General features: G+C 54.7%; 23 protein-coding genes and 1 riboswitch. Of the genes, 21 read left to right on the top strand and 2 right to left on the bottom strand.

Features of this window, described 5'->3' with window-relative positions; genetic code table 11:
- Positions 1-34 precede the first annotated feature (34 nt).
- Positions 35-628 carry a hypothetical protein gene (locus tag H8K43_RS08450; RefSeq protein WP_186903436.1) on the top strand — a complete coding sequence of 198 codons (594 nt, stop codon included), beginning with the start codon at positions 35-37 and terminating at the stop codon, positions 626-628.
- A gap of 287 nt (positions 629-915) precedes the next feature.
- Positions 916-1,299: a TipAS antibiotic-recognition domain-containing protein gene (locus H8K43_RS08445; RefSeq protein WP_186903435.1), complete on the top strand. Its 384-nt coding sequence runs from the start codon at positions 916-918 to the stop codon at positions 1,297-1,299.
- A gap of 156 nt (positions 1,300-1,455) precedes the next feature.
- Here the strand turns inward: H8K43_RS08445 and H8K43_RS08440 are convergent, their stop codons facing one another.
- Positions 1,456-2,229: an IclR family transcriptional regulator gene (locus H8K43_RS08440; RefSeq protein ID WP_162021130.1), complete on the bottom strand. Its 774-nt coding sequence runs from the start codon at positions 2,227-2,229 to the stop codon at positions 1,456-1,458.
- Between the two features lie 325 nt (positions 2,230-2,554).
- Between H8K43_RS08440 and H8K43_RS08435 the strand changes: the two genes are divergently transcribed.
- The 19 genes from H8K43_RS08435 (at position 2,555) to H8K43_RS08345 (ending at position 25,289) form a co-directional block, all read left to right on the top strand.
- Positions 2,555-2,953, top strand: coding sequence for a diacylglycerol kinase (locus H8K43_RS08435; RefSeq protein WP_186903434.1), 399 nt, complete (start codon positions 2,555-2,557; stop codon positions 2,951-2,953).
- Between the two features lie 2 nt (positions 2,954-2,955).
- Positions 2,956-3,984, top strand: a complete 1,029-nt coding sequence (cobT, locus tag H8K43_RS08430) for a nicotinate-nucleotide--dimethylbenzimidazole phosphoribosyltransferase (RefSeq protein WP_186903433.1) — start codon at positions 2,956-2,958, stop codon at positions 3,982-3,984.
- A gap of 3 nt (positions 3,985-3,987) precedes the next feature.
- The gene (locus H8K43_RS08425; protein WP_186903432.1) at positions 3,988-4,791 is read left to right on the top strand and encodes an adenosylcobinamide-GDP ribazoletransferase; all 804 of its coding nucleotides are present in this window, start codon (positions 3,988-3,990) and stop codon (positions 4,789-4,791) included.
- Complete coding sequence (locus H8K43_RS08420; RefSeq protein WP_186903431.1) at positions 4,788-5,330, top strand: histidine phosphatase family protein; 543 nt, start codon at positions 4,788-4,790, stop codon at positions 5,328-5,330. The genes H8K43_RS08425 and H8K43_RS08420 overlap by 4 nt, the downstream gene beginning before the upstream one ends.
- Positions 5,331-5,404: 74 nt before the next feature.
- Positions 5,405-5,758, top strand: a complete 354-nt coding sequence (locus H8K43_RS08415) for a PilZ domain-containing protein (protein ID WP_186903430.1) — start codon at positions 5,405-5,407, stop codon at positions 5,756-5,758.
- Between the two features lie 88 nt (positions 5,759-5,846).
- Positions 5,847-6,084, top strand: a riboswitch (cobalamin riboswitch).
- A 251-nt stretch (positions 6,085-6,335) separates the two neighbouring features.
- Positions 6,336-8,105: a TonB-dependent receptor domain-containing protein gene (locus H8K43_RS08410; protein ID WP_230403786.1), complete on the top strand. Its 1,770-nt coding sequence runs from the start codon at positions 6,336-6,338 to the stop codon at positions 8,103-8,105.
- A gap of 222 nt (positions 8,106-8,327) precedes the next feature.
- A complete protein-coding gene (locus tag H8K43_RS08405; RefSeq protein ID WP_186903428.1) occupies positions 8,328-9,386 on the top strand; it encodes a FecCD family ABC transporter permease in 1,059 nt (352 codons plus the stop codon).
- Positions 9,386-10,150, top strand: a complete 765-nt coding sequence (locus H8K43_RS08400; RefSeq protein WP_186903427.1) for an ABC transporter ATP-binding protein — start codon at positions 9,386-9,388, stop codon at positions 10,148-10,150. The genes H8K43_RS08405 and H8K43_RS08400 overlap by 1 nt, the downstream gene beginning before the upstream one ends.
- A gap of 4 nt (positions 10,151-10,154) precedes the next feature.
- Positions 10,155-10,787, top strand: coding sequence for a cob(I)yrinic acid a,c-diamide adenosyltransferase (cobO, locus tag H8K43_RS08395; protein WP_186903426.1), 633 nt, complete (start codon positions 10,155-10,157; stop codon positions 10,785-10,787).
- A complete protein-coding gene (locus H8K43_RS08390) occupies positions 10,781-12,082 on the top strand; it encodes a cobyrinate a,c-diamide synthase (protein WP_186903425.1) in 1,302 nt (433 codons plus the stop codon). Before cobO ends, H8K43_RS08390 begins: the two co-directional genes overlap by 7 nt.
- Positions 12,079-12,657 carry a bifunctional adenosylcobinamide kinase/adenosylcobinamide-phosphate guanylyltransferase gene (gene cobU / locus H8K43_RS08385; RefSeq protein ID WP_186903424.1) on the top strand — a complete coding sequence of 193 codons (579 nt, stop codon included), beginning with the start codon at positions 12,079-12,081 and terminating at the stop codon, positions 12,655-12,657. The genes H8K43_RS08390 and cobU overlap by 4 nt, the downstream gene beginning before the upstream one ends.
- Positions 12,657-13,610, top strand: a complete 954-nt coding sequence (gene cbiB / locus H8K43_RS08380) for an adenosylcobinamide-phosphate synthase CbiB (protein WP_186903724.1) — start codon at positions 12,657-12,659, stop codon at positions 13,608-13,610. Before cobU ends, cbiB begins: the two co-directional genes overlap by 1 nt.
- Positions 13,603-14,622, top strand: a complete 1,020-nt coding sequence (gene cobD / locus H8K43_RS08375) for a threonine-phosphate decarboxylase CobD (RefSeq protein ID WP_186903423.1) — start codon at positions 13,603-13,605, stop codon at positions 14,620-14,622. Before cbiB ends, cobD begins: the two co-directional genes overlap by 8 nt.
- Positions 14,619-15,605 (top strand): cobalamin-binding protein, encoded by a 987-nt coding sequence (locus H8K43_RS08370; RefSeq protein WP_186903422.1) that lies wholly within the window; start codon positions 14,619-14,621, stop codon positions 15,603-15,605. Before cobD ends, H8K43_RS08370 begins: the two co-directional genes overlap by 4 nt.
- Positions 15,602-16,405 (top strand): cobalamin-binding protein, encoded by an 804-nt coding sequence (locus H8K43_RS08365; protein ID WP_186903421.1) that lies wholly within the window; start codon positions 15,602-15,604, stop codon positions 16,403-16,405. The genes H8K43_RS08370 and H8K43_RS08365 overlap by 4 nt, the downstream gene beginning before the upstream one ends.
- A gap of 24 nt (positions 16,406-16,429) precedes the next feature.
- Positions 16,430-17,881 (top strand): cobyric acid synthase, encoded by a 1,452-nt coding sequence (locus H8K43_RS08360; protein WP_230403778.1) that lies wholly within the window; start codon positions 16,430-16,432, stop codon positions 17,879-17,881.
- Positions 17,882-18,499: 618 nt separating this feature from the next.
- Positions 18,500-24,238, top strand: a complete 5,739-nt coding sequence (locus H8K43_RS08355; protein WP_186903420.1) for a discoidin domain-containing protein — start codon at positions 18,500-18,502, stop codon at positions 24,236-24,238.
- On the top strand, positions 24,235-24,714 hold the full coding sequence (locus tag H8K43_RS08350; protein ID WP_230403776.1) for a hypothetical protein: 480 nt from the start codon (positions 24,235-24,237) through the stop codon (positions 24,712-24,714). Before H8K43_RS08355 ends, H8K43_RS08350 begins: the two co-directional genes overlap by 4 nt.
- Complete coding sequence (locus H8K43_RS08345; RefSeq protein ID WP_186903419.1) at positions 24,687-25,289, top strand: SCO family protein; 603 nt, start codon at positions 24,687-24,689, stop codon at positions 25,287-25,289. Before H8K43_RS08350 ends, H8K43_RS08345 begins: the two co-directional genes overlap by 28 nt.
- Positions 25,290-25,292: 3 nt before the next feature.
- Here H8K43_RS08345 and H8K43_RS08340 read toward each other — a convergent pair whose 3' ends face one another.
- The gene (locus tag H8K43_RS08340; protein ID WP_186903418.1) at positions 25,293-26,003 is read right to left on the bottom strand and encodes a tetratricopeptide repeat protein; all 711 of its coding nucleotides are present in this window, start codon (positions 26,001-26,003) and stop codon (positions 25,293-25,295) included.
- Between the last annotated feature and the right edge of the window lie 31 nt (positions 26,004-26,034).

Here is a 26,034-nt window from a genome sequence, read left to right as displayed (position 1 = left end):
AGTTTTCCCACATTAAAGCAATCAGGCGATAAACATGCCCGCACTCAGCGTAGCTATTGATCAGCAACTTCTTGCGACCGTATCGATGGATGGGTACGACGTAATCAACGTCCGTGTTGGCGGAACTCGCATAGACGGTCAACTGCCTAGTGTTGATTTATTTGGGGGGAGATACCCGGCAGTTGGCGAGTCTTGCCACCTCACATGGATCAGTGAGTATCCCATTCAGGCGGGGCAAGTGATAACCGTCACTTTTCTTGAAACAGCATCCACCAGTCATGCGGGTAAAACTATAGAAGAACTGTTTCCTGACAAACCCGCTGCTACAGAAGCTGATTTTAAATCAGAGGCCGAGATTTTTGCGGCACTTAGGGCTGCGCCTGTGCTGCGAGATAAGTACAGCTTCAGGCTCGAGTCTTCGGCGGGGACTCAATTTTACGGTGAAACAGCGCACGATGATCACGGATTTGGCTACTCTGTCCTCTGGAATTCTTACTGTCCTGAGCGGGTCAGAGTATCACTCCGCAGTTACACGCTGAATACTCTCGAAGCTCGCCTACCAGGGCGCAGCCATGTTGAGGAAACGCTTAACACTGGCGGATGGGTCAGCTTGGAACTGATCGCCTGAGCTGCCAGGCATTCCTTTTTCAAGACCTTGAATTGTCGATAGACTTGGCAGATGGAATTGGCCTGCCGTCGGCTGGCGAAATGTCGCATCCAGTATGCGTCCTTTAACATGATGGAAGCATGTTGCTGAAATTGTATTAAGATATTGCTTTTCAAATATTGCAACAATCCAGGCTATTGCAGGAGAGGCGGCATGAAATCAAGGATGCAGTTGCAGTTCAGCTTTCATGGCAGCATTTAAAAAATCTTAGCGCTACACGCGCATCTACATTGGAAACTACCTATTTTATGACCCCTCAACATCCGACCCCGGAATATCTGGAACGCTGCCGTGTAGCGATGGCGGCTGAGCAAACGAAATCGCTGGCAGAGACAAACAACTGGTCGCATGTCGATAAGCATCAGGTTCATCTGGACTGGGATGCCTTATACAAAGAACTGGCGCCGCTGCTGGATGGTGCGCAGCCATCGTCATCGGAAATTCAAACCCTGATCGCGCGTCATTACTCCATCGCCTCCAGGTTTTACCCGCCTTCCCGCGAAGCTTATATCGGTATGGCGCTGTTCTATCAAGACAATCCGGATATGAAGACCTTCCATAATGCCTATCATCCAAAGATGGTGGATTTTCTGAATGAAGCGATTTTTACGTATGCGCAAAACCAGCTGTAGGCGGCTGTCACGCTGCGCACCGCACCAGGTGTGAATTGCAGCCTGTCATTTGGGTGATTGTTGTATTGGCTTCGACTAGAGAGTACTTTTATCCGATAAGCTGCACCCGCCTGCAAACCCGGATGCAGCCTGAAGCCAGGTAATCAGCTTCGATCATTAGCCACGATAGCCCAGCGCGCGTGAGATTTCGGTGGCGGTGTCGGTCAGGTTGCTGAGCCAGTCTTCTTGCAGGCGGTCGGCGGGGGCGGAGATGGACAGGCCGGCGATCATTTTGCCGCTGTCGTCGTGGATGCCGGCGGCCATGCAGCGTACGCCGAGTTCCAGTTCTTCATTGTCGCGCGCGAAGCCATTGCTGCGCACTTCAGCCAGTTCGCGTTCCAGCTTGGCGAGATCGGTAATCGAATTTTTATTATGTCCGGCCAGACCGGTGCGCGTCGCATAGGCGCGTATGGCTTTGGGTTCGTCCAGCGACAGGAATAATTTTCCGGTGGAGGTCAGATGCAGCGGAGCGCGGCCACCGATGGCGCGTACTACCTGCATGCCTGAACGTTCTGAGTAAGCGCGGTCGATATAGACGATTTCATCGCCCTGACGCACCGACAGATTAATGGTCTGATTGGTCTGGCGGTGCAGGGTACGCATGAATTCCAGCGCGGCTTCACGCACATTGAGGCGGCTTTTGACGATATTCCCCAGCTCCAGCAGACGCATACCGAGTTGGTAGTAGCCGGTTTCGGCACGGTCGACAAAGCGGGTGGTGACCAGATCATTCAAAATCCGGTGCGCGGTGGATGGGTGCAGGCCGGTGACGATGGCGAGTTCTTTGAGGCTGACCGGGTCCTGATAGCGCGAGAGCGCATCAAGCAGAGCAACCATACGTTCTATCACTTGGATAGAAGTCTTTTCTGAAGCAGGAGCGTCGTTTTTCATAGTATCCGTGGTGCAGTGCAATATGTATTGTTATACCACAATGTGAAAAGACCGTCATGCTTCCGTGGTCAAAATGCAGCAGTCTCAGCCTGGATTAAAGTGAATGCTCCAAATACGGCATGACGGCGGCTGCATACAAAAACATGCTGGCGGACACGTAAAAGCCTGAAGGTATGGCAGTTTTGTCAGGTAAAATTCGGCGGGGTTGGAAATCCGCAGTGCCTGCTGACTTGGAATCAAGCCAGTGTTCAGGTCTGCAGCAAACTCTGCAGGCGCAATGATGTGCCTGACCAGCAAACCTTCATGGTAAATACAAGGAAGCCTTATGTCAGATCAGGAACCGGCAGTCAGTGAGTTCAAAAGTAAAAGCGGGCTGCGCCGGATTTTTTCCGCGTTTTTTTATTCGGTTGATGGGTTTCGCGCCGCCTGGCGCAATGAGCATGCGTTTCGTCAGGAGCTGGTGCTGGTCATCATCGGCATCATCATCGCCTTGCTATTGCCGGTGTCGGCTTTTGAAAAGCTGATGATGATCGCCGTGCTGCTGCAGATATTGGTGGTCGAGCTGATTAACTCTGCGATAGAGGCGGTGGTGGACCGGGTCTCGCTGGAGCGTCATCGCTTATCCAAAAATGCCAAAGACTTTGGCAGTGCAGCCGTCTTGCTGACACTGATAATGGCCATCGCTACCTGGGCGGTGGTCTTGATTAACCGATTTTACTACTGAGCATGCAAACTTTACCGAGCACGCAGAACGCAGCACTGGCCGCGCAATTAGAATTCGCCATTAATGATAAAACCAAGCCGCCCGGCAGTCTGGGACGGCTGGAACAACTGGCTTTACAAATCGGTCTGATCCAGCAAACCACCACACCTGAACTGGTGGCTCCGGCCATGATCATTTTTGCCGGTGACCACGGCGTGGTGGCCGAGGGCGTGTCTGCATTTCCGCAGGATGTGACCTGGCAAATGGTAGAGAATTTTCTGGCTGGTGGTGCGGCGATCAATGTGTTTGCGCGCCAGAATGGCATCGCATTGCATATCGCGGATACCGGCGTGAACCATGATTTTGGTGTGCGTCCGGGTTTGTGGAATACCAAGATCGCACCGGGCACCCGCAATTTTGCCAAGGTCGCTGCGATGAGTGCGCAACAATGCGAAACCGCGATCCAGAATGGCCGTGCTTTAATCGCCGATATCACCGGTAATGTGATTGGCTTTGGTGAAATGGGCATAGGCAATACCACCTCAGCCGCTGCCATCATGCATAAGCTGACCGGCATTCTGGTTGCAGATTGCGTCGGCGCCGGTACCGGCTTGTCGGCGCAAGGTATTTCGCATAAACAAAGCGTGATCGAGGCGGCTGTCGCACTGCACTCGCATGTGCAGCAACCGCTGGATGTGCTGGCGCATTTTGGTGGTTTTGAGATTGCGACCATGGTCGGCGCGATGCTGGAAGCGGCGCAACGGCGTATGGTCTTGCTGATTGACGGCTTCATCGTGAGCAGCGCCTTGCTGGTCGCGGCCAGACTGCAACCGGCGATACTGGATTACTGCGTGTTCTCACATCAGTCCGACGAGAGTGGACATGCGCGTATGTTGGCGGCCTTGCAGGTGCAGCCGGTATTGAAGCTGGATCTGCGTCTGGGTGAGGGTACCGGTGCGGCACTGGTTTATCCTATGGTGCAGGCGGCGGTGAATTTCCTGAATCAGATGGCGACATTCAGTTCGGCTCAGGTTAGCGAAAAGAGTCAGTAAGCCATGACGACCCTGCGCATACAGCTGCTGCATCAGTTGCGTCTGTTTTTCATCGCTCTGCAATTTTTTACCCGCATTCCGATTCCGGCCTGGGTGGGATTTGACGCATCCTGGCTACATCAGGCCTCGCGCTATTTTCCTGCGGTCGGTTGGGTAGTCGGTGCGGTGAGCGCCAGCGTGTATATCGCGGCTGCGCAGTGGTGGCCGAATGCGATTGCGATTTTGTTGTCTATGATCGCTGGCATCCTGCTGACCGGCGCTTTTCATGAAGACGGTTTTGCCGATGTCTGCGATGGCTTTGGCGGCGGCATGACAGCGCAGCGTACGCTGGACATCATGAAGGATTCGCGGGTCGGCGCTTATGGTGCGATCGGTATCTTCCTGATGTTGCTGAGTAAATTTGCCTTGTTGTTCAGCTTGCCGCTGGTGCTGGTGGTGCCGGCTTTGCTGATCGCTCATCCTTTATCGCGCTTGCTGTCTTGCAGCCTGATCTGGTTGCTCAGTTATGCGCGTGATGAGGGCAAAGCCAAGCCGCTGGCGCAGCATATGAGTTCCAATGAGTTCGGGCTGGCTTGCCTGACGGTGATTATTCCCGCCGGTGCTATCCTGTTGTGGCAGCCGGTCGTAGTGGAGCGCCTGCTGCCTGCCCTGATTCTGATGCTGCTGGCGGCCTTTTGGATGGCGCGCATGTTTGTACGCAAAATCGGCGGCTATACCGGTGATTGTCTGGGCGCGGTACAGCAGGTCACTGAAGTCGCGTTTTACCTGGGCTTGCTCGCGCATCCGGTCGCCTCTGCAGCGGCATGAAGCTGATCGCGATCCGTCATCTGGCACCTCTGCAGGCCGAGGGACTGTGCTATGGACATAGCGATCTGGCGGTTGATGCGCAGGCCAATGCGCAGGCGGCGGCCAGTCTGCGTGCCAGCTTGCCATCTTTTCCCGTTTATAGCAGTCCTTTGCAGCGCTGCCTGTCGCTGGCCAGCTTGCTGGCCCGGCCTGTGCAGACCGATGACCGTTTGCGTGAATTGAATTTCGGCGACTGGGAAATGCAGCCCTGGGATTGCATAGACCGCGCTGATATTGATGCCTGGGCCGCCGATACCGTGCATTACCAGCCCGGCGGAGCCGAATCCTTAATGCAAATGACTATCCGTGTCAGTGCTTTTCTGCGTACTTTACAGGTGCAAAACCTGGACGGAGTGATACTGGTGACCCATGCCGGGGTCTTGAAAATTCTGAGCCATTGGGATGCAGCCGCCAGCGATGTCGACATTGCACAACGGGTTGCTGCCCGCGACAGGCGCTTTTCTTATGGTTCTTGCACGCATTTTGATTTCTTGATGTAGCATTAATTAATGCCAATAACAGGTACGCACCATCGATATGGGCGTGCCAGGCACTCACGGAAAGCTTGCTCAACATGGTGGAATTAAGACGTGCTCCGCGTATCAATGTGACCTGGCGCTGCGGCATCAAGCTCAGCGATGGGCGCTTGCTGATGTGCCGCGCCATTAATATCTCAGCAGAGGGCATATTGCTGATCAGCGAAGAAAATCTGACTCCTTCCCGTAGTTACCCCATGCTGGTAGAAATTCCTAGTATCAAAGATCCCAAAGAAATTTTTCGGGTGAGTTGCAAAGGCAATGTGCGCCATGTTGTTTTGTCGGACGGCAATTATCGTGCCGGTATTCATCTGAGCGATATGAGCGAGGTGCATAAAGAGTTGGTCAGTGCCTGGGTTTCCATGGCAGAAAAGAAATTCTCTTCAGGATAAACCTTTGCCCGGCGTTATTCAGAGCCTGCTATTTACCTCGCATTGGTCCGTCACGGGCTTCTTTCCTTGCTGTCGTCACCCGCAACCGATAGAATGGCGGGGTTTTGGTGCTTGCGGACATATTCATGTCTGCAGTTAAACGGGAAACACGATGCGCTTCGTTTGAAACGTGAAAGTGTGCTGCCCCCGCAACGGTGTACAAATTGCAGTGTGCATTATTTGATGTCACTGCCAGCCATTGCTCTATACCACTGTGCAAATTTGCATGGGAAGGTCAGATGGTGATATTTGTCAGCCCGGATACCGGCCAGACATTCGTGAAGTGATACGGACGGGGGATTTCGTCAACAATTTGCTGTGTCAGCGCCTGAACGCATGCGCTGCCTTCGTTGTTTCTTGCAGAAACCAGTCTGCACATCTCTCATCCTGTCATTTTGTTCTGCGCGGCCCACGGGGACTTAGGTCGCAAAACAATTTTTCCCGGTTCATCATGAAATCTGTACGTCAACCTCTCGCTATGGCATTAGCTATAGCTGCTGCATTCCCTGCAGCGCAAACTTTCGCCCAATCTCAATCTATGACGACCGCTGCCAGCGTGATCGTTACCGCAGGCCGCCTGGAGCAAGCCGCTAAAGACGTATTGGCAGACAATGTCGTCATCAGCGCAGAAGACATCGCTAAATCCGGCGCAGCGACTATCGTCGATTTATTGCAGCAACAACGCGGTATAGAAATTGCGCGCAATGGCGGCGCGGGTTCTAACGCTTCCGTGTTTATCCGTGGTGGTAATAACAGCCAGAACGTAGTGTTAGTCGATGGCGTACGCATCGGTTCTGCGACTACCGGTGGCGCAACCTGGGCCACGATTCCGCTGCAACTGATCGATCATATCGAAATCGTCTACGGTCCTTTGTCCAGCCTGTATGGCGCGGATGCGATGGGTGGCGTGATTCAGATTTTCACTAAAAAAACCGCAGGTGCACTGGCACCAACCGCATCGCTGGGTGTGGGCAGCTATGGCGCGCGCCAGCTGCAAACCGGCATTTCCGGTTCTATCAGCGACAAACTGAGCTTCTCTCTGAACGCTGCACACACTGAGGCAGAAGGCTTTTCTGTGACCAAACCGGCAGCAGGTATCTATTCCTATAATGCCGATAAAGACGGTCACAAAATGGACAGTCTGCATGCCAAGGTCAATCTGGAAGTGGCGAAAGGCTATGATGTCGGCGCCAGCATTATGCAAAGCCGCCTGAATGCAATGTTCGATGCGGGTCCTTCTTACGACGACCGCAATGTGCAGACTCTGGAAACTCTGGCGCTGTATGGTAAGGGAAAAATTTCGGATGTCTGGACTTCTTCTGTGCAGATTTCCCAGTCCGGTGATCAGGGCTATACCGATGCATCCTATGGCAAAAGCCAGATCGATACCCGCCAGGAACTGATCAGCTTCCAGAATAATTTTGCGATTGGCAAAGATGTGCTGCAAGTGATTGCAGAACGTCGCGAAGAAAAAGTCTATGCTACGACTAAAGTCCTGAACGGCAAGCGTAAGACTGACTCGCTGGCGGGTTCTTACATTTTTAAACAGGATGCCCATCTGGCCAGCGCCAGCCTGCGTTACGATCACAGCTCGATTTACGGTAATAACACCACTGGCAGTATCGCTTACGGTTACAAACTGAGCGATGCTTTGCGCGTGAACGGCAGCTACGGCACCAGCTTCCGTGCACCGACTTTCAATGAGTTGTATTACCCAGGTTACGGCATCGCCAGCAACAAGCCGGAAAAAGCCAAGAATGCTGAAATCGGTCTCTATTATGAGCAAGGCGATAACCAGCTGAGCGCTGTGTACTACCGCAATAAGGCAACTGATCTGCTGGTCAGCACCAATGTCTGCCCGGTTGAGCAAAGCACACATCCTTACGGTTGCGCCTATAACGTGAATCAGGCAACCATGTTTGGCCTGACTATCGGTGGCAGCACTGTAGTGGCAGGTGTGACGCTGCGTGGCTCGGTCGATATTCAAAATCCGAAAGATAACACCACCGGTTTGCAACTGGCACGCCGCGCTAAAAAGCATGGCAGCCTGGCCGCAGAATACAGCATAGAAAAAGCTAAATTTGGCGTGGAAACCGTGTTGTCCGGTCAGCGCTTTGATGATGTCGCCAACAAGAAAGTCTTGCCAGGTTATGGTTTACTGAACCTGTATGGCAGCTATCAATTGAGCAAAGACTTGCAAGTGCTGGCACGTTGGAACAACGCCCTGAACAAGGATTACGAAACGGCGAAAAATTATGCTACCGCTGGCTCTACGCTGTTTTTGGGTGTGAACTACGGCTTTAAATAACAGGCTAGCCTTTATAGCCTTTAATCGGACACGGCAAGCGGCAGGTTGATTGCCGCTTTCAATGAAGCGGGTATCGCCTGAGCTTGTCGCTGTCTTGTTACGGTATCCTTAATAAGTTTGAACTAGCTGCATGTGCTGCCTGAGGGCAGCACACCAGACGCAGGCCCGGGCCGGGCTCAGTTGTTTGACTCAGGACTGCGTCACCTAATTTCGGGTCGTTTCATGACTACACGCCTTACGAACAGCATTGCCACATCAACGCGCACCTTGCACTGGTCGCGTCGTCCGGCCTTGCTGCTTCCCGCCTTAATCACGATCGCTGTATGCAGCATCGTTTTCGCCTGTGTGATTGGTTCCGTGCCGCTGAGTTTGTCCGAACTGGGGCAGGCCGTGATGGCGATGGTACAGGGACAGGACAATACAACGCTGGCCTCCAGCCTGCTGGATCTGCGCCTGAGTCGCGCGATGACCGGTTTTGTGACCGGTGCCACCTTGGCCTTGTCCGGCGTGATGATGCAAGCCTTATTGCGCAATCCGCTGGCCGATCCTTATGTGCTGGGTATTTCCGGCGGTGCCTCGGTGGCAGCTCTGGCCATGATTTTATTTTACGGCAGCCTGTGGATGATCGATCTGGCTGCGTTTTGCGGTGCACTGGCAGTAGCCTTGCTGCTGTTCGCGCTGGCTTATCGCGACTTTAAAGGGAATGGCAGCAGCGATGGCAGCGCGCCCTTGTTATTACTGACCGGTGTGATCGTCGCGGCGGGCTGCGGTGCGCTGATCACGCTGATGTTATCGGTGGCGCCGGACAGTCGTTTGCGCGGCATGGTGTTTTGGATGATAGGCGATTTGTCCGCATCGCAATCGCGCTGGATGCCGTGGCTGGTATGGGGTACGGTACTGACATTGGCGATGCGTTATGCACGTTCCATCAATATCGCTGCCATGCATGCTGACACGGCCCATACGCTGGGTGTGAATGTGGGACGTTTGCGTCAATTCTTATTTCTTGGCGCGGCTTTGCTGACGGCCAGTGCGGTCTCTACCGCAGGCAGTATTGGCTTTGTTGGCCTGATCATGCCGCATGCCTGTCGCTTTGCACTGGGGCCCGATCATCGTTTGCTGATCCCGGCTTCAACCCTGGCGGGCGGCAGTTTCTTAGTGTTTGCCGACACCATCGCACGTACCGTGGTGGCACCTCAGCAATTGCCGGTCGGTGTGATTACGGCACTGATCGGTGTACCGGTATTTTTAATGCAGTTGCATCAGTTGCGGAGGCATTGATGGAAGTCCGCTATCTGAACTTACATATAGGCCAGCGTCGTCTGCTCGATAAGCTGCACTGGCAGGTACAGCCGGGTGAATGCTGGTGCATCATCGGCCGCAATGGTGCGGGCAAAAGTACGCTGTTACGCACCCTGAGCGGTATGCGTGAGATTGAAGCCGATGGCGAGGTCTTGTTCGAAGGGCGTGATATCCGCGACTGGCGGCTGGCCGATCTGGCCAAAATCCGCGCCTATCTGACACAAAGCCGGCACGATGCATTTGGCTACAGCGCATTAGATACCGTGCTCAGTGCCAGACACCCGTTTCAGGATGCGCACTACTGGGATGCCGGTGATGATGTTGCGCTCGCCTTGCGTGCCTTGCAGGCGCTGGATGTCGCTGATCTGGCTGAACGCGATGTGCGCAGCCTGTCCGGCGGTGAGCGTCAGCGCGTCGCAATCGCTGCTTTGCTGGCGCAGGATGCGCAATGCATGTTACTGGATGAGCCAGCCAATGCACTCGATCTGGCGCATCAGGTCAGCGTGATGCAATTATTTTCTGAGCTCTGTCAGCAACAACAAAAATCGGTGGTGATGGTCAGCCATGACCTCAATCTGGCGCACCGTATTGCCACCCATGCGCTGTTACTGATGGGTGACGGGCGCTGGCTCAGTGGCAGCCGCGATCAGATGTTCACCGTCCCTCTGCTCAGCGAATGTCTGGGTCATCCTATCCAGAGCTTTCAGCATAACGGACAAACCCTGTTCTTACCTCAAACCTGACATCATGACTAACACTGCAAATGGCGATAGCAGCGCCGACAATATCAATACCCGTCACCAGCGCCGCATGGAGCGCAAAAAAGCGCTGATGGATGAACGCATACAACAGGCCCAGCGTGAGACTGGCGTCTTGCTGGTTCATACCGGCAATGGCAAGGGTAAGAGCTCCAGTGCCTTCGGCATGGTGATGCGTGCACTGGGACATGGCATGCAGGTTGGTGTGGTGCAGTTCATTAAGGGCGCGATGTCGACCGGCGAAGAAATTTTCCTGCGCCGCTTCCCGGATGAAGTGCAGTTCCATGCCATGGGTGAAGGCTATACCTGGGAAACCCAAAACCGTGAACGCGATATAGAAAAAGCCCTGCTGGCCTGGGAACAGGCTAAGCGATTTATGCAAGATCCGGCGATAGGGCTGGTGGTGCTGGATGAACTGAATATCGCACTCAAGTATCATTATCTGGATGTGCAACAGGTGATCGCTGATATCGATGCCCGTCCTGAAATGCAGCACGTGGTGGTGACCGGGCGCGGTGCTTTGCCGGAATTGATAGAAGTGGCCGATACCGTGACTGAAATGCAGATCGTCAAGCATGCATTTAAAGACGGCATCGTGGCGCAGGCAGGTGTGGAATGGTGAGCCATCAGGCCAAGGTGGTGCTGGTGTCGGCCATCGCTTCGGGGCAAGGCAAGACCACCACCACCGCAGCGCTGGCACGCAAACTCGTGCGCGCCGGTCAGCGGGTAAGGGTATTTAAAACGGGGCCGGATTTCATCGATCCTATGCTGCTGGAACGCGCCTGCAGTCATGCTGTACTGTCGCTGGATTTATGGATGGTCGGTCATGCCGCATCTCAAGCTTTGCTGGCGCAGGCTGCGATGGAAGCCGATGTGATCCTGATCGAAGGCGTGATGGGGCTGTATGATGGCCAGCCTTCATCGGCGGATTTAGCCCGTGCATTCGGTGTGCCGGTGTTAGCGGTGCTGGATGCGTCGGCCATGGCGCAGACCGTGGGGGCGCTGGCATTGGGCTTACGCGATTACGGGCCGGTGCACTTAGCCGGAGTGATTGCCAACCGCATCGCATCGGCTGGACACGCGCAGATGGTGGCAGAAGCGATGCGTGATATTCCGCTGATCGGTACCCTGAGTCGTCAGGAGCAGACCTTGCCGGAGCGCCATCTGGGTCTGGTGTTGCCGGATGAAGTCAGCCAACTCGATACCATCCTGGATCAGCTGGCAGAACAGTTACAGCTCGATATGCAGGCTTTTGCAGCCTTACCGCTGACGACTTTTTCCATACCTGAGACTGTAATTGAAAACTCAACTCCGCTGGCTGGAAAAACCATCGCGATAGCACGCGATGCCGCTTTTGCGTTTATTTATCCAGCCAATTTGCTGTGCCTGCAGCAGGCTGGCGCCAGCCTGGTATTTTTCTCGCCACTCGCAGATCAGGCCGTGCCTGACTCGGCTGACGCGGTGTATCTGCCTGGCGGTTATCCTGAATTACATGCTGAACGCTTGTCGCAGGCATCGACCTGGAAAACATCGATACTCGCGCATCATGCAGCAGGCAAGCCAGTCTACGCAGAGTGCGGCGGCATGATGGCGCTCACAGAAACGGTATGCGATCAGCAGGGTCTGAGCTGGCCTATGGCGGGTCTGTTACCCGGCACCGTGACGATGCAAAAGCGGCTGACCGCGCTGGGGCCACAGTATCTGTCCACCAGTGATGGTGAATTACGCGGCCATACTTTTCACTTCTCGAGTTTCAACACCAGCCTGACCGCTGCCACCCATGCGGTGAAACAGCGTGATGCACAGCAGGGCGAAGCGGTGTACCAGGTCGGCAATTTACGCGCCTCGTATTTTCATGCGTATTTCCCTTCGCATCCGGCGGCGATGGCACGCTTACTGCTGGGTGAGGCGCTATGAGCTGCACGCTGGTATTCGGTGCTGCGCGTTCTGGCAAAAGCCGTTATGCCGAGCAGCTGGCCGTACAGGCTGAGCAGGCTGAGCAGGCTGGAAAGCGCGTCGTCTATGTCGCCACGGCCGGCAGTCAGGATGACGAAATGCAGCAGCGTATCGCCATGCACCGGGCACAGCGCCCGGCACATTGGCTCACGGTGGAGCAGCCCATCGCACTGGCGGAAGTACTCGCTCACTATGCCGCACCGGATTGCGTGATTCTGGTCGATTGCCTCACGGTGTGGCTGTCGAATTGTTTGTTCGCCCAACAGCAGGAATTCCCTGACGTCGGGCAAATCACTTTACCGGCGACCTGGCTCACCCAACGCGCTGCACTGCTGGCGCAATTGGAACGACAGCCGGGGCAGGTGATTCTGGTATCGAATGAGGTCGGCATGGGCATCGTGCCTATGGGTGCGATTTCGCGTTGCTTCGTCGATGAGTCCGGTCGTATGAATCAGGCGGTAGCGGCAATCGCAGAACAGGTGGTGTGGGTCGCAGCCGGATTACCCATGTACCTGAAAGGGAGCCGTCCATGCTGATGCTGACTGGCCTCACACTATGCTGTGCATTGCTGCTGGGCGTGTTACTCGATTGTCTGCTGGGTGAGACCAGACGCTGGCATCCGCTGATTGGCTTCGGCAAGCTGGCCAGCCTTATCGAACGATGGCTGAATCATGCGAATGTCAGCCGCTACAAAGGCGGTTTGGCTTGGGCTGTCTGCGTATTGCCTATCGTCTTGCTGGTGCAGGCAATCCTGTATGCGGCCGCTTACACCAGTCTCTGGCTGGCACCCTTACTGCATGCGGCCTTGTTGTATGTTTGCCTGGGTTTGCGCAGTTTGCGTGAGCATAATTTACCGATACAGCAGGCACTGGATGCAGGCGATCTGGAGCAGGCCAGACAACTGACTGGACGCATCGTCAGCCGTGATACCGCTGAGGCGGACGCCGCGTATTTGTCGAAAGCCAGCGTCGAGTCGGTGCTGGAAAATGGTTGCGATGCGGTGTTTGGTACCTTGTTCTGGTTCCTGTTACTCGGCGGTGCGGGTGCAGTGTTGTACCGATTGTCGAATACCCTGGATGCGATGTGGGGCTACCGCAGTCCGCGTTTTTTACGTTTTGGCTGTGTGGCGGCACGGGTGGATGATGTGCTCAATCTGATTCCGGCACGCTTGACTGCACTCAGTTACGCCTTACTCGGCAATACCCGGCTGGCCTTGCATTGCTGGCGCACCCAGACTGCGGCCTGGCCCAGTCCGAATGCGGGACCCGTGATGGCTGCCGGTGCCGGTGCGCTGGGCGTACAACTGGGTGGCAGCGCCCGTTATGATGGTCAGGACGAACAGCGTCCACCTTTAGGCGCAGGACGCAGTGCTGCGCCGTCGGATATTCTGGCTGCATGGCACCTGGTCTGGCATAGCACGCTGCTGTGGCTGGGTATCGCCGTGTTACTCACACTGGGCTTGGGACAGGGCGGAATATTCTATGCTTGAACATGGTGGCAATTTGCGCGATGCTGTCGCGCGTTATGGGCGGCCATTGGCGGACTGGGTCGATTTATCGACCGGCATCAATCCTGATTTTTATCCTGTACCTGCGCTCAGCAGTAATGCCTGGCACCGCTTGCCAGAAATATCGGATGCGCTGAATGCTGCAGCATCAGCCTATTATCAGGCCCCGGCTTTACTGGCGGTGGCAGGCAGTCAGGCTGCGATTCAGGCCTTGCCGCGTTTGCGTGCGGCCAGCCGCGTGGTGGTGTCCGCTCCTTCGTATGCCGAGCACGCGCATCAATGGCGGCAGGCTGGCCATCAAGTCAGCGAATGTCCTTTTTCTGAACTGGCACAGCAGCTCGCTGAGTGCGATGTGATGGTGATCTGCCAGCCGAATAATCCTACCGGTGCCTGGATTGCACCAGCAGAGTTGCTGCAATGGGCGCAGCGCCTGCATCAGCGCGGTGGCTGGCTGATTGTGGATGAAGCCTTTGGTGATACCTTGCCTGAGATCAGCCTGGCTGCGCATACTGAACATGCGCAGCATGCCGGTCTGATCGTATTGCGCTCAGTCGGTAAATTTTTTGGACTGGCCGGACTACGCCTGGGCTTTGTGGCAGCCGCACCGGAATTGCTGACCCGCCTGGCCGACTGGCTGGGCCCCTGGGCTGTCAGTGGTCCGGCACAGGAAGTGGCGCTGCGCGCACTCAGTGATCTGGACTGGCAACAGCAGACCCGTGCGCGTTTGCAGCTGCAAGGCCAGCGTTTGCGCGAATTGCTGCAGGCTCAGCGCTTGCCCAGTAGCGGCACTGACCTATTTCAATGGGTTTCTGCACAAGACTTGCAGGGGCAGACCGAAACCTTATGGGAATGGCTGGCGCAGCGCGGCATCTGGACCCGCTATTTCGCACCGGGCCTGCAACGACCACATGGCATACGCTTTGGCCTGCCTGCTTCTGAGGCAGCCTGGCAGCGCTTAGAACTGGCTTTACAAGAATGGACGAAACAAGGATGAATACCACTTTATGGCGGCAACTCGCTTGGGTTGCGATATTGGGCAGCAGTTTGCCATTGCCGGTTTCTGCTGCATCTGCATCGGCAGCAATAGCGGCCCCAGCGGCGCAATTGACGGTGACCGATGATCTGGGGCGTCAGGTCACTTTAAGCAAACCGGCGCAACGCGTGATCAGTCTGGCACCGCATGTGACTGAGCTGATTTTTGCTGCGGGTGCTGGCGATAAAATCGTCGCCACCGTCAGCTATAGCGACTTTCCGGAAGCGGCTAAAGTGATACCGCGTATCGGTGATTTACGTCAGCTGGATATGGAACGCATTCTGGCAGCCAAGCCGGATTTGATCGTAGTCTGGATGCATGGCGCATTTGATCGTCAGCTGGAATTGCTGAAGCAATCCGGCGTGCCTTTCTTTTTCAGCGAACCGCATCAGATGGAGCATATCCCCGAGACCCTGAGTAAGCTGGGACTACTGATGGGGACCAGCAAAAAAGCGGAGCTGGCGGCAGCGGATTTTCGCTTGCAATGGCAGCAGATTGCCAGCCGCTATGCGCAAAAACCGGTAGTGCGCACTTTCTATCAGGTCTGGAATAAGCCGCTGTACACGCTCAATGAAAAACACATTATCAATGACGTATTGCGCAGCTGCGGTGGTGAAAATATCTACGGCAAGCTCACCACCACAGCACCGGTGGTCAGCATAGAATCCGTATTGCAGGAAAATCCGGAACTGATACTGGCAGCCGAAAACAAAAAGCGTATTAGCCTTATGCTGGAACAGTGGAAGAGCTTCCCGACTTTGCTGGCCAACAAAAATCAGAATCTGGTGGCGATTGATGGCGATTTGATGAACCGCCCTGGCCCCCGCATGATTGAAGGCGCACGCGCCATGTGCGAAGCACTGGAGCAGGCCAGACTACACCGTCAAACCGGTGCGCAGTCAGGAACACAGTCAGCCACAGCAGTACAGAAAGTGAAGTCATGAGTTTATATCAGCGTATCGCCTGCTTATCGACTGAGGCAGTTGAAGTCATGTATGCGATAGGTGCCGAAGATCTGGTGGCCGGGATTTCCGGCTACACGGTCAGACCGGCGCGTGCACGTGAAGAGAAGCCTAAGATCAGTGGATTTTCTTCGGCCAAAGTAGAAAAGATACTGGCCGTCAGACCCGATTTGGTAGTCGCCTATTCGAATATGCAGGCAGAACTGAGCCGCGAACTGATCAGTGCCGGGGTAGAGGTGCATGCCTTTAATCAGCGTGATGTGGCGGGCATCCTGCATATGATACAAGTGCTGGCTATGCTGGCTGGCCGGGCAGAAGCTGGCCTTGCGCTGGTGGCTGAGCTCGAGCAGCAGATCGCGGCCTGTAGGCGCGACACGACAGCATGGACACAGCGTCCCAAAGTGTATTTCGAAGAGTGGAATGAGCCGCTGATGTCGGGTATAGGCTGGGTATCGGAATTAATCGAGATCGCTGGTGGTGAGGATGTATTTGCAGATAGGGCTGTTTTCTATAGCGCGAAAGACCGCATTATTGCCGATCCCGACGAAGTGATACGGCGCGCGCCGGATATCATCATCGCTTCCTGGTGCGGTAAAAAATTCCGGCCTGAACAATTGATGGCGCGACCTGGCTGGGAGCAAATTCCTGCGGTCAGACATGGACGGGTATTTGAAATTAAATCCCCCGATATTCTGTCGCCTGGCCCGGCTGCGATCCAGCACGGGCTGCTACAAATCCATGTGCTGATCGCTGACTGGCAAGCCGCACAGGCCATGCTGTAACTGAACTGCATAGAAAACAAATAGATGAAACTGACGACACTGATGGTGCAGGGCACGACTTCTGATGCCGGGAAAAGTACCGTGGTCGCGGCCTTATGCCGCCTGTTGCAACGCCAGGGCGTGCGTGTGGCTCCAATGAAGCCGCAGAATATGGCGCTGAACAGCGCGGTGACGGTGGATGGCGGTGAAATCGGGCGCGCTCAGGCTTTGCAGGCGCAGGCCGCTGGCATACTGCCGCATACCGATATGAATCCGGTATTGCTGAAACCTTCATCGGATACTGGCGCGCAAATTATTATCCACGGCAAAGTGCGTGCTGACATGCATGCGCGTGACTATGACCAATACAAGACGGTTGCGATGGGGGCGGTGCTGGAGTCTTATCAGCGCCTGCAACAGCAATATCAGGTGATCGTGGTGGAGGGTGCGGGCAGCCCGGCTGAAGTCAATCTGCGCGAACGCGATATCGCGAATATGGGCTTTGCCGAAGCGGTCGATTGCCCTGTGATTCTGGTGGCGGATATTGACCGTGGCGGCGTGTTCGCCCATTTTCTGGGGACGCTGGCTTGTTTGTCTGCGTCCGAGCAAAACCGCATTATCGGCTTTGTGATTAACCGCTTTCGCGGCGATATCAGCCTGCTGGAACCGGGTCTGCGCTGGCTGGAGGAAAAAACCGGTAAGCCGGTGCTGGCGGTGCTGCCGTATCTGCACGGATTGCAGCTTGATGCCGAGGATGCGATTCAATCCAGTCAGCATGGCAGTGGCCGCTTCCGCATTATCGTGCCTGCCATTCCACGCATTTCCAACCACACCGATTTCGATGCCTTGCGCGCGCATCCTGACGTGGATTTGCAATTCATCGGCCCGGATCAGGCCATCCCTGCGGCAGATTTAATTATTTTGCCCGGCAGTAAAAACACCCGTTCGGATCTGGAGTTTTTGCGCCAGCAGGGTTGGGAAACCGTGTTGCGTAAGCATTTACGCTATGGCGGCAAGCTGATCGGCATCTGCGGCGGTTATCAGATGCTGGGCCAGCAGATCAGCGATATGCATGGTGTGGAAAGCGCGCCAGGCATCACGGCGGGCTTCGCATTGCTCGATACGGTTACCGAATTGACCCGCGAAAAAAGGCTGCAGCAAGTCACAGGTGTGTGTGCGTTTGCACCTGATCCTGATGAGGCACGCGTCAGTGGCTACGAAATCCACATGGGGGTGACGTATGTCAGCAAACTGTCACCGGCGTTCAGGCTGGATGGGCAGGCTGAAGGTGAGGGCGCAGTTTCAGCCGATGGCCAGATACTGGGCAGCTATTTGCATGGCATGTTCGATCATCCTGAAGCTTGTCAGGCTTTGTTGCACTGGGCCGGCTTACGCAGTGAGCACAAAGTTGATTTGGCTGCATTACGTGAACTCAGTATAGATCGCATCGCCGATGCGGCTGCGCCTATACTCGATGCGCTGGCGCGGCTGGACTGACAGTAAATGACTGTAAGCATGAGTCATTTAGCATCGTTTTTGAGTGAATTTTGAGCAAAATTGGTAGCAGCAATTGAACCAGATACGGGGATTTTGTAATAAATCCCCACTTTTCACGTCATTTAAAAATGATTCACAAATAAAATAATTAAATTAACAATCATTTTCAATTTCCACGGGTAACTGTTTTTCGAAGGAATTTCAGGCTTATTGAGCGTAGAGAACATTGCTTATTTTTGCATAGTCTACTAGAGGCAACATTCCTGAAAGCATGATGAACATTGCGTCTCAGCATGATTGCCTGGATTTTTAGTGATGTGCAGAAAATGTATTTCAGCACAATTGCTTCGAGCTAAGGAAAACTCAGTTCAGGCAAAGACAAGCAAGAAAAATAGAGAATTCCTTCAAGAAAAATTAACGTAGAGAAATGTAATTTCTTTTTGACAATTGTAACTATTGGTAACTGAATTTAGCATAGCGAACTTCTTGAGTTAACTATCGAAATCAGGTACCGGAATGCGCTATCAATTTTCAGAAATGCAAGCTGTACGGGCTGTGTTGGCTGCGCCAAATGTGAAAACTGTAACATATGTAACGCGAGTTACAGTTTTGCCCGTATTGAGCAGTATCTTGATGTTGTCGCTGGCGGCTTGTGGCGGAAATCAGTCTGCGCCTCAAGCTTCTGCTGAGCAAAGTGGCAGCAATCTGAGCCTGGCTTTCGATAGTTTGCGTGCTGCGCCTGCAGCGCCTTCTTCATGGTCGGCACCTATCCCGCTGTCGCTGGTGCCTGCAGCGGCCTCCAATTTGCCGGATGGACATGTCTTGTTCTGGTCTGCTAATGACCGCTTCTCGTTTGGCGCAGGCGGGCAGACTTATTTCTCGAATTTTGATCCCCTCACCAATAAAGCGACAGAAACGCTGATCAGCGCTACCGGGCATGACATGTTTTGTCCGGGTACGGCCTTGCTCAGTGACGGCCGCTTGCTGGTGAATGGCGGCATCGATAGCGGCAAAACCAGTATCTACAACCCGGCCAATGCAAGCTGGAGTTCAGCGGCCAACATGAACATCACCCGTGGTTACAACGCCTCGACCACCTTGGCAGATGGCTCGGTGTTCACACTGGGTGGTTCCTGGTCTGGCGGTGCCGGCAACAAGCATGGCGAAATCTGGGATAACGCCAATGGCTGGCGGCGCCTGAGTGGAGTCTCGGTCGCCAATATGCTGACCAATGACGCCGGTGGTGTGTACCGTGGTGATAATCATATGTGGCTGATCCCAACCGGCAATGGCAAAGTCTTGCACGCGGGGCCAAGTCGCAATATGAACTGGATAGATACGCGCGGCAATGGCTCGGTGTCACCGGCTGGACAACGTGCAGACGACGCTGATTCCATGAATGGAAACACCGTCATGTACGACGCCGGAAAGATACTCAAAGTTGGTGGTGCTAAAGATTATCAGGACGCCGATGCGAGCAATTCCGTTTACCTGATCAACACCAATGGCAGCCTGTCAGTACGCAAACTCGCTTCCATGAGTTACGCGCGCGCTTATTCCAATCTGGTAGTTCTGCCGGATGGCAAGGTGATGGTGATAGGTGGACAGACCCGTCCCGTACCGTTCTCCGATAACACCGCAGTATTGGCGCCCGAATTATGGGACCCGGTGACAGAAACTTTCACGACTTTGCCTGCCATGTCGGTACCGCGTGTGTATCACTCCGTCGCCTTGCTGATGCATGACGGACGCGTATTGTCCGCAGGTGGCGGCCTGTGTGGCAATGGCTGTGCGGCGAACCATCAGGATATACAAGTCTATACGCCATCTTATTTGTTGAACGCAGATGGTACAGCGGCCAATCGTCCGGTCTTGACGACGGTACCGGCAACGGCTGGTTACGGCAGTAATATCAATGTCAGCGCGACTGACGGTATCGCTGCGTTTGCCTTAATACGCCTGTCGGCCACGACCCATACGGTCAACAACGATCAGCGCCGTATCGCACTCAGCTTTACGCGCAGCGCGGCAGGGCAATACACGCTGAATATACCGGGCAATCCAGGGATCTTATTGCCTGGTAATTACATGCTGTTCGGTTTGGATGCCAAAGGTGTGCCTTCAATTGCGAAGACGATTAATATTCACGGCAACAATGCGCCTAAACTGCAGGCGCCTGACGACCAGTTTTCTAATACTGGTAGCAATGTTTCCTTAAATATTACGGCGACCGTAGCTGCACCCGGTGCGGTGAGTTTTCGTGCCAGCGGATTACCGCCAGGTCTGAGCATCAATGCGCAAAGCGGTGTGATTTCCGGTGTGGTGACACAGGCAGGCAGCTATTCTGTCACTGTGTTTGCGCAGAGTAGCGGCGCGTATGTCAGCAGCGATTTTGTGTGGAATGTCGCTGCTGCGGGCAGCACCCGTTTTGTGAAGCTGGTCCAGATGTCTGAGGTAGGCGGTAATCCCTGGGCCTCGATGGCGGAATTCAATTTGTTGGATCAGGATGGCAATTTGCTGCCACGCGCGGGTTGGAAGGTCAGTGCAGACAGTGCTGAAGCGCAGGCTGGTAATCATGGCCCGGCCAATGCCATAGACGGTGATCCGAATACGATTTGGCATACTGCCTGGACTGCCAACGCCACAGCTGCACCACATTCCTTTGTGGTCGACCTGGGCAAAGCGATGCAGCTGAGCGCTTTCCGCTATTTACCAAGGCCAGGCGGCGGTAACGGTACCATCGCCAGATTTTATTTTTACACCAGTGCCGATGGCGTGAACTGGGGCAATCCTGTCGCGGAAGGAAATCTGGCTGATTTCCAGAACAACGCGGCAGAGAAAACGATATATCTGAACAATCTGGCGCGTGGAAAAGCGACTTCACAGTCATCCATGTATCAGAATTTTGACAGCGCACGCGCAGTCGATGGCATCAGTGATGGCAATCTCGCCAATGGCAGTGTTACCCATACCGCAGGAACAGCCGCCAATGACTGGTGGCAGGTCGATCTCGGCAGTGTGCAAGAATTGAGCCGGGTGCGCATCTGGAATCGCAGCGATTGCTGTGCCGAACGTCTGGGCAATTTCTATGTATTGGCGTCGGCGCAGGACATGAGTGGCCGCAGCCTGAACAGTTTGCTGGCTGATACCGCTGTTACTAAGTCCTATTACGCCGGAGTCGCTCCATCCAATCTGTTACTGGACCTGAAAGCCAGTGGCCGTTACGTCAAAGTACAACTGGCTGGCACAAACTTCCTGCAGCTCGCAGAAGTGCAGGTGTATGGTCGTCCCGCAAACCGTGCGCCGACCTTGAATATGCCGACCTTCACCGGTGTGCAGCTCGGGCAGACCGTGAATCTCAACTTGCAGGCGAATGATCCTGATGGCGATACCCTGAGTTTTACTGCATCTGGTTTGCCGCCCGGTTTGACCCTGAATGCCGCGACCGGTCTGATCAGCGGCACCACGACCCGCGACGGCAGTTTCATGGTCAGTGCCAGTGTCAGCGATGGTCGTGGTGGCGTCGCATCCCAAAGCTTCGTGATGAATGTGACGCTGCCTGCGGCGGTGATTTCACCGGTCAATGTACAAGCGCAAATCAACGGATCGACGGTCAGTTATCAGGTGAATGCAACCGGCAGTGGTCTGACTTTTGCCTGGGACTTTGGCGATGGCAGCGCTAATTCCAACACGTTCAGTGCCAGCGCGACGACGACGCATCAATACACTCAGCCCGGGCTGTACCGTGTTACTGCGACAGTAAAAAACCTGTCCGGCATTATCTCCACCTATAGTTTTTATCAGGCGGTGACGACCCCTGCGATTGCGGGGCAGGCGCGCGCATCGACCGCGCTGTTGACGGAAAAACGCACTGGCGGTGACCGTATTTGGGTGGTGAATCCGGACAATGACAGCGTAACGGTGATGGATGCGCAAAATCTGCAGAAACTGGCTGAGATTGCGGTAGGTAAAGGGCCGCGCCAATTGGCGCTGACGACAGATGGCAAAGTGTGGGTCAGCAATCGCGATGCGGCCAGTCTGAGTGTGATCGATAGCACGACACTGAAAGTCAGCAATACCGTGGCCTTGCCTGTGGGTAGCCAGCCGTTCGGCATCGTCGCGGCGGCTAATGAAGCGCGCCTGTATGTCGCGCTGGAAGCGCTGGGCCAGGTGTGGCAAATCGACAGCGCGACTGGCAAGCAGATGGCGAGTCTCAGTGTCGGTGCCACGCCGCGTTATCTGAGTTTGCATCAGGACAGTGATCGTCTGCTGGTATCACGCTTTATTACGCCAGCTTTGCCTGGTGAAGGTACAGCCAAGGTGCAAACGACGGTCAATGGCGTCAATTATGGCGGTATTGTGGTGGTAGCAAATACGCATCCTCTGCGCCTGCAAAGCTCAGTGATCCTGCAGCATAGTGATAAACAGGATGCACAAACTCAGGGACGCGGCATACCCAATTATCTGGCCGCCGCTGCGATTGCACCGGATGGCGTTTCAGCCTGGATACCATCCAAACAGGACAATATACTGCGCGGTAGTCTGCGCGATGGAAAAAATCTCGACTTTCAGAACACGGTCAGAGCGATCAGCTCGCGCATTAATCTCAACAGCATGAAAGAGGATTACGCTGCCCGAGTTGATATCAATAGCACCGGTCTGGTCAGTGCGGCAGCGTTTCATCCGGGTGGTGCGTATCTGTTCCTCGCATTGGAAAACACCAGGCAGATCGCGGTGCTTGATCCGGTTGGTGCACGCGAAATGTTCCGCTTTGATGCAGGGCGCGCACCACAGGGACTGAGTTTTTCCAGCGATGGCAATGTGCTGTTCGTTAATAATTTTATGGACCGCACGGTCAGTCGTTTCGATCTGACAGCTATGCTGCAGCGTGGGCAAATGCAGGTGGGTGCAGTACAAGTGGCATCCACCATCGCGGCTGAGAAACTCAGTGCACAGGTTTTAATCGGGAAACAGCATTTCTATGATGCGCGTGATCCACGTCTGGCGCGTGGCGGCTGGCTCAGCTGTACCGCTTGCCACAGCGAGGCTGGAACCGATGGCCGTACCTGGGACTTTACCGGTTTAGGCGAGGGCTTACGCAATACCATCAGCCTGCGTGGCCGCGCCGGTGGCCAGATGAATCTGCATTGGTCAGGAAATTTTGACGAGCTACAGGATTTTGAATCCCAGATCCGCAGCTTTGCCCAAGGCACAGGATTGATGAAGGATGCGGATTACAATGCCGGCACCCGCAATCAGCCCTTAGGCGATAAAAAGGCGGGCCTCAGCGCTGATCTGGATGCATTGGCGGCTTACATGGCATCCTTGCGCCAGGTTGATGCCAGCCCTTATCGGAATCCGGATAACTCGCTGACAGTGGATGGCAAGGCGGGACGCGGTCTGTTTAATACTTACTGCGCATCTTGTCACACTGGGGTGAACTTTACGGTCAGTGGTACGGCCTTGGGTAAGTTGTATAACATCGGCACCCTCAAAGCCAGCAGCGGCCAGCGTCAGGGCACGCCTTTGACGGGTCTGGATGTGCCGACTTTACGCGATGTCTGGGCCACTGCGCCTTATTTGCATGATGGCTCTGCTGCGACGGTACAGCAGGCGATTGCAGCGCATAATCCGGCGACCATCAATGCGGCCAATCCCCCATTACTGGGTGCCGGTGCGCAAAAAATGCGCTCCTTTACGGATGCTGAGCTCAATCAGTTAGCAGCTTTTGTCAATCAGATCGGCAATGCAGAACTGACAGGTGGCGCGGTCCGTTATGTGAAGCTGGAGCAACTGGGCGAGGTGAATAACAATGCCTGGGGTTCGATGGCGGAATTTAATCTGGTCAATGAGCAGGGGGCTTTGCTGGCGCGTAGCAATTGGAAAGCCAGCGCAGACAGCGCAGAACTGCAAGGCGAGAACGGTGCTGCTGCGAATGCGATTGACGGAAACAAAGATACGATCTGGCATACCCAGTGGCAAACGGCCAATCCACGCCCGCCACATTGGTTCCAGGTCGATCTGGGCGGAGCGCAAGAGCTTGCTGGCTTCCGTTACCTGCCACGTGTGGGTGGTGGTAATGGCACCATGAGTCTGGTCAATTTCTATGTCAGCAGCGACGGCGTGAATTGGGGTGACCCGGTCTGGGAGGGCGATTTCCGGCAAATTAATGCAGATAACGCGGCTGAGAAATCCGTGCTGTTTGCGAATGTCAGCAATCCAGCGGCAGGTGTGCAGGCGAAGACAGCAATGCTGGCGGATAGCCCTGTGGCACAGTTGCAGCAATTGGCGAGTCAGGCATGGTCCAATGTGCAGCAGCAATGGAGTCGCTTGCTAGATTGGATTAGCGCACGATGAGCCAGCGCTTCACACCGCTCAAACGACGGCTGTTGGCTGCGCTGTGCGCACCGCTGCTGTTAGTGGCAACGGGCAGCGATGCGAACCAGAGTGCGACTGACTTGGGTAGAAAACTGTATACGGGTCAGCTTCCAGTTAGTGCACAACTCAGAGGGCAGGATATCGCATTGCCATCCATGGCCAGCCGCTGCGTGAATTGCCACAGCAATGCTTCCAGCCAGGCGTCCGGCAAAGCCAATGCGACCACTGACAAGCTGGCGCAGAATTTTGCTCCGGCCTTAGAAGCAGGCGTGCTGCGTAACAGGCAGTCACGCCGTGGCGGCCCGGCCTCCAGCTATGAGTTGGGTAGTTTTTGTCGGGTACTCAGAACCGGTATCGATCCCGCGCATATACTGATTTCCAGGAATATGCCGGTTTTTCAAATCAATGATGAACAGTGTTCAGCGCTATGGCAATTCCTGAATCAGACGCGCTGACCGGACGGCGTCAGTTTGTGTTGCAGGCCGCAGCACTGTGTCTGCCCGCCTGGGTGCAGGCTGCACCGCCTGCGCATGATCCATTTGGCTTTATCCGGCCGCCACGTCGTTTACATGAGATCAGCGTATTGAATAGCGCAAACCAGCGCATCGCTTTGCAGCGGCTGTTAGCAGGGAAAGTCACGGCTGTGCAGCTCATGTTCACCGGGTGTAGTGCGATTTGTCCGCTGCAGGGTGCTTTGTTTGCTGCGGTTGCAGCGAAGATATCCAGTCAGGATAAAGACCTGCAGCTGATTTCCCTGAGCATAGACCCTTTGACGGATACGGCAGCGGCGATGCGGCAATGGCGTGAGCAATTTGCTGCCCATCCTTTGTGGCAGGTATTGGCACCGCGTGAACAGGACTTGTCAGCGATACTGGCTTTATTAAAAGGGCCGATAGTGGGGAATGAGCGGCATTCAGGAAATATTTTTTTGTTCGACCGCCAGGCGCAGCTAGTCTACAAAACGGCAGAAATGCCGCCAGCATCCCATGTGCTGGAGATGCTGCATGCTTTTGCCGGGCGCAAAACCTGAGTATTAAGAATTGTTTTCCTGACTGGCTTTCCATTCTTCCGCCAGTGCAGCGGCTTTTTCCAGGTCTGCGGCGGACATGGATTGCTGAGCGAATTCGCGGAACACGGCAGCATCGCTATAGTCGCCAGCGAGTTCCAGCCATTTATAGCCTTCCACCTGATTCACTTCCATGCCCTTGCCTTTGAAGTACATCAGACCCAGCTGATACTGTGCGCTGGCATTGCCCTGATCGGCGGCTTTCTGGAATAAATCTCGGGCTTTGTTGTAGTCGAGTGGCACGCCATTGCCAGTCACATATAACACGCCCAGGCTGTATTGCGCATCCGGATAATTCTGTTCAGCTGCCTTATTGAACCAGGTGACAGCGGCATCGTAGTCAGGACGCACACCTTTGCCTTTGGCATACATACGCGCCAGATTGGTTTGGGCACGTGGATTATTCTGTTCGGCTGATTTAGCGAACCAGGCAAATGCTTGCTCGTAATCTTCGTCCACGCCTTCTGCATTCAGATACATCAGGCCCAGGTTGAACTGGGCATCCGCATTGCCTTCCTCTGCTGCCTCCAGAAAGGCTGTTGCTGCCTCTGGGAAATCCTGCTCTTCATACAGCGCAACACCATCGTCAAAGCTGTACGCATGGGCGAGGTGCAGGGAAAAACCTGCTGCACACAGTGCGGCAGCGAGGAGTATTGGTTTCAATGTGAGCTTGTTCATGATGTGCCAGCCAGAAGTCAAACTGAGATAA

This window comes from Cognatundibacterium curvum, from assembly GCF_014284235.1.
Lineage (GTDB): Bacteria > Pseudomonadota > Gammaproteobacteria > Burkholderiales > Burkholderiaceae_D > Undibacterium > Undibacterium curvum.
The sequence above is the reverse complement of the archived record's forward strand: the minus strand, read 5'-3'. Positions and strand labels throughout refer to the sequence as shown.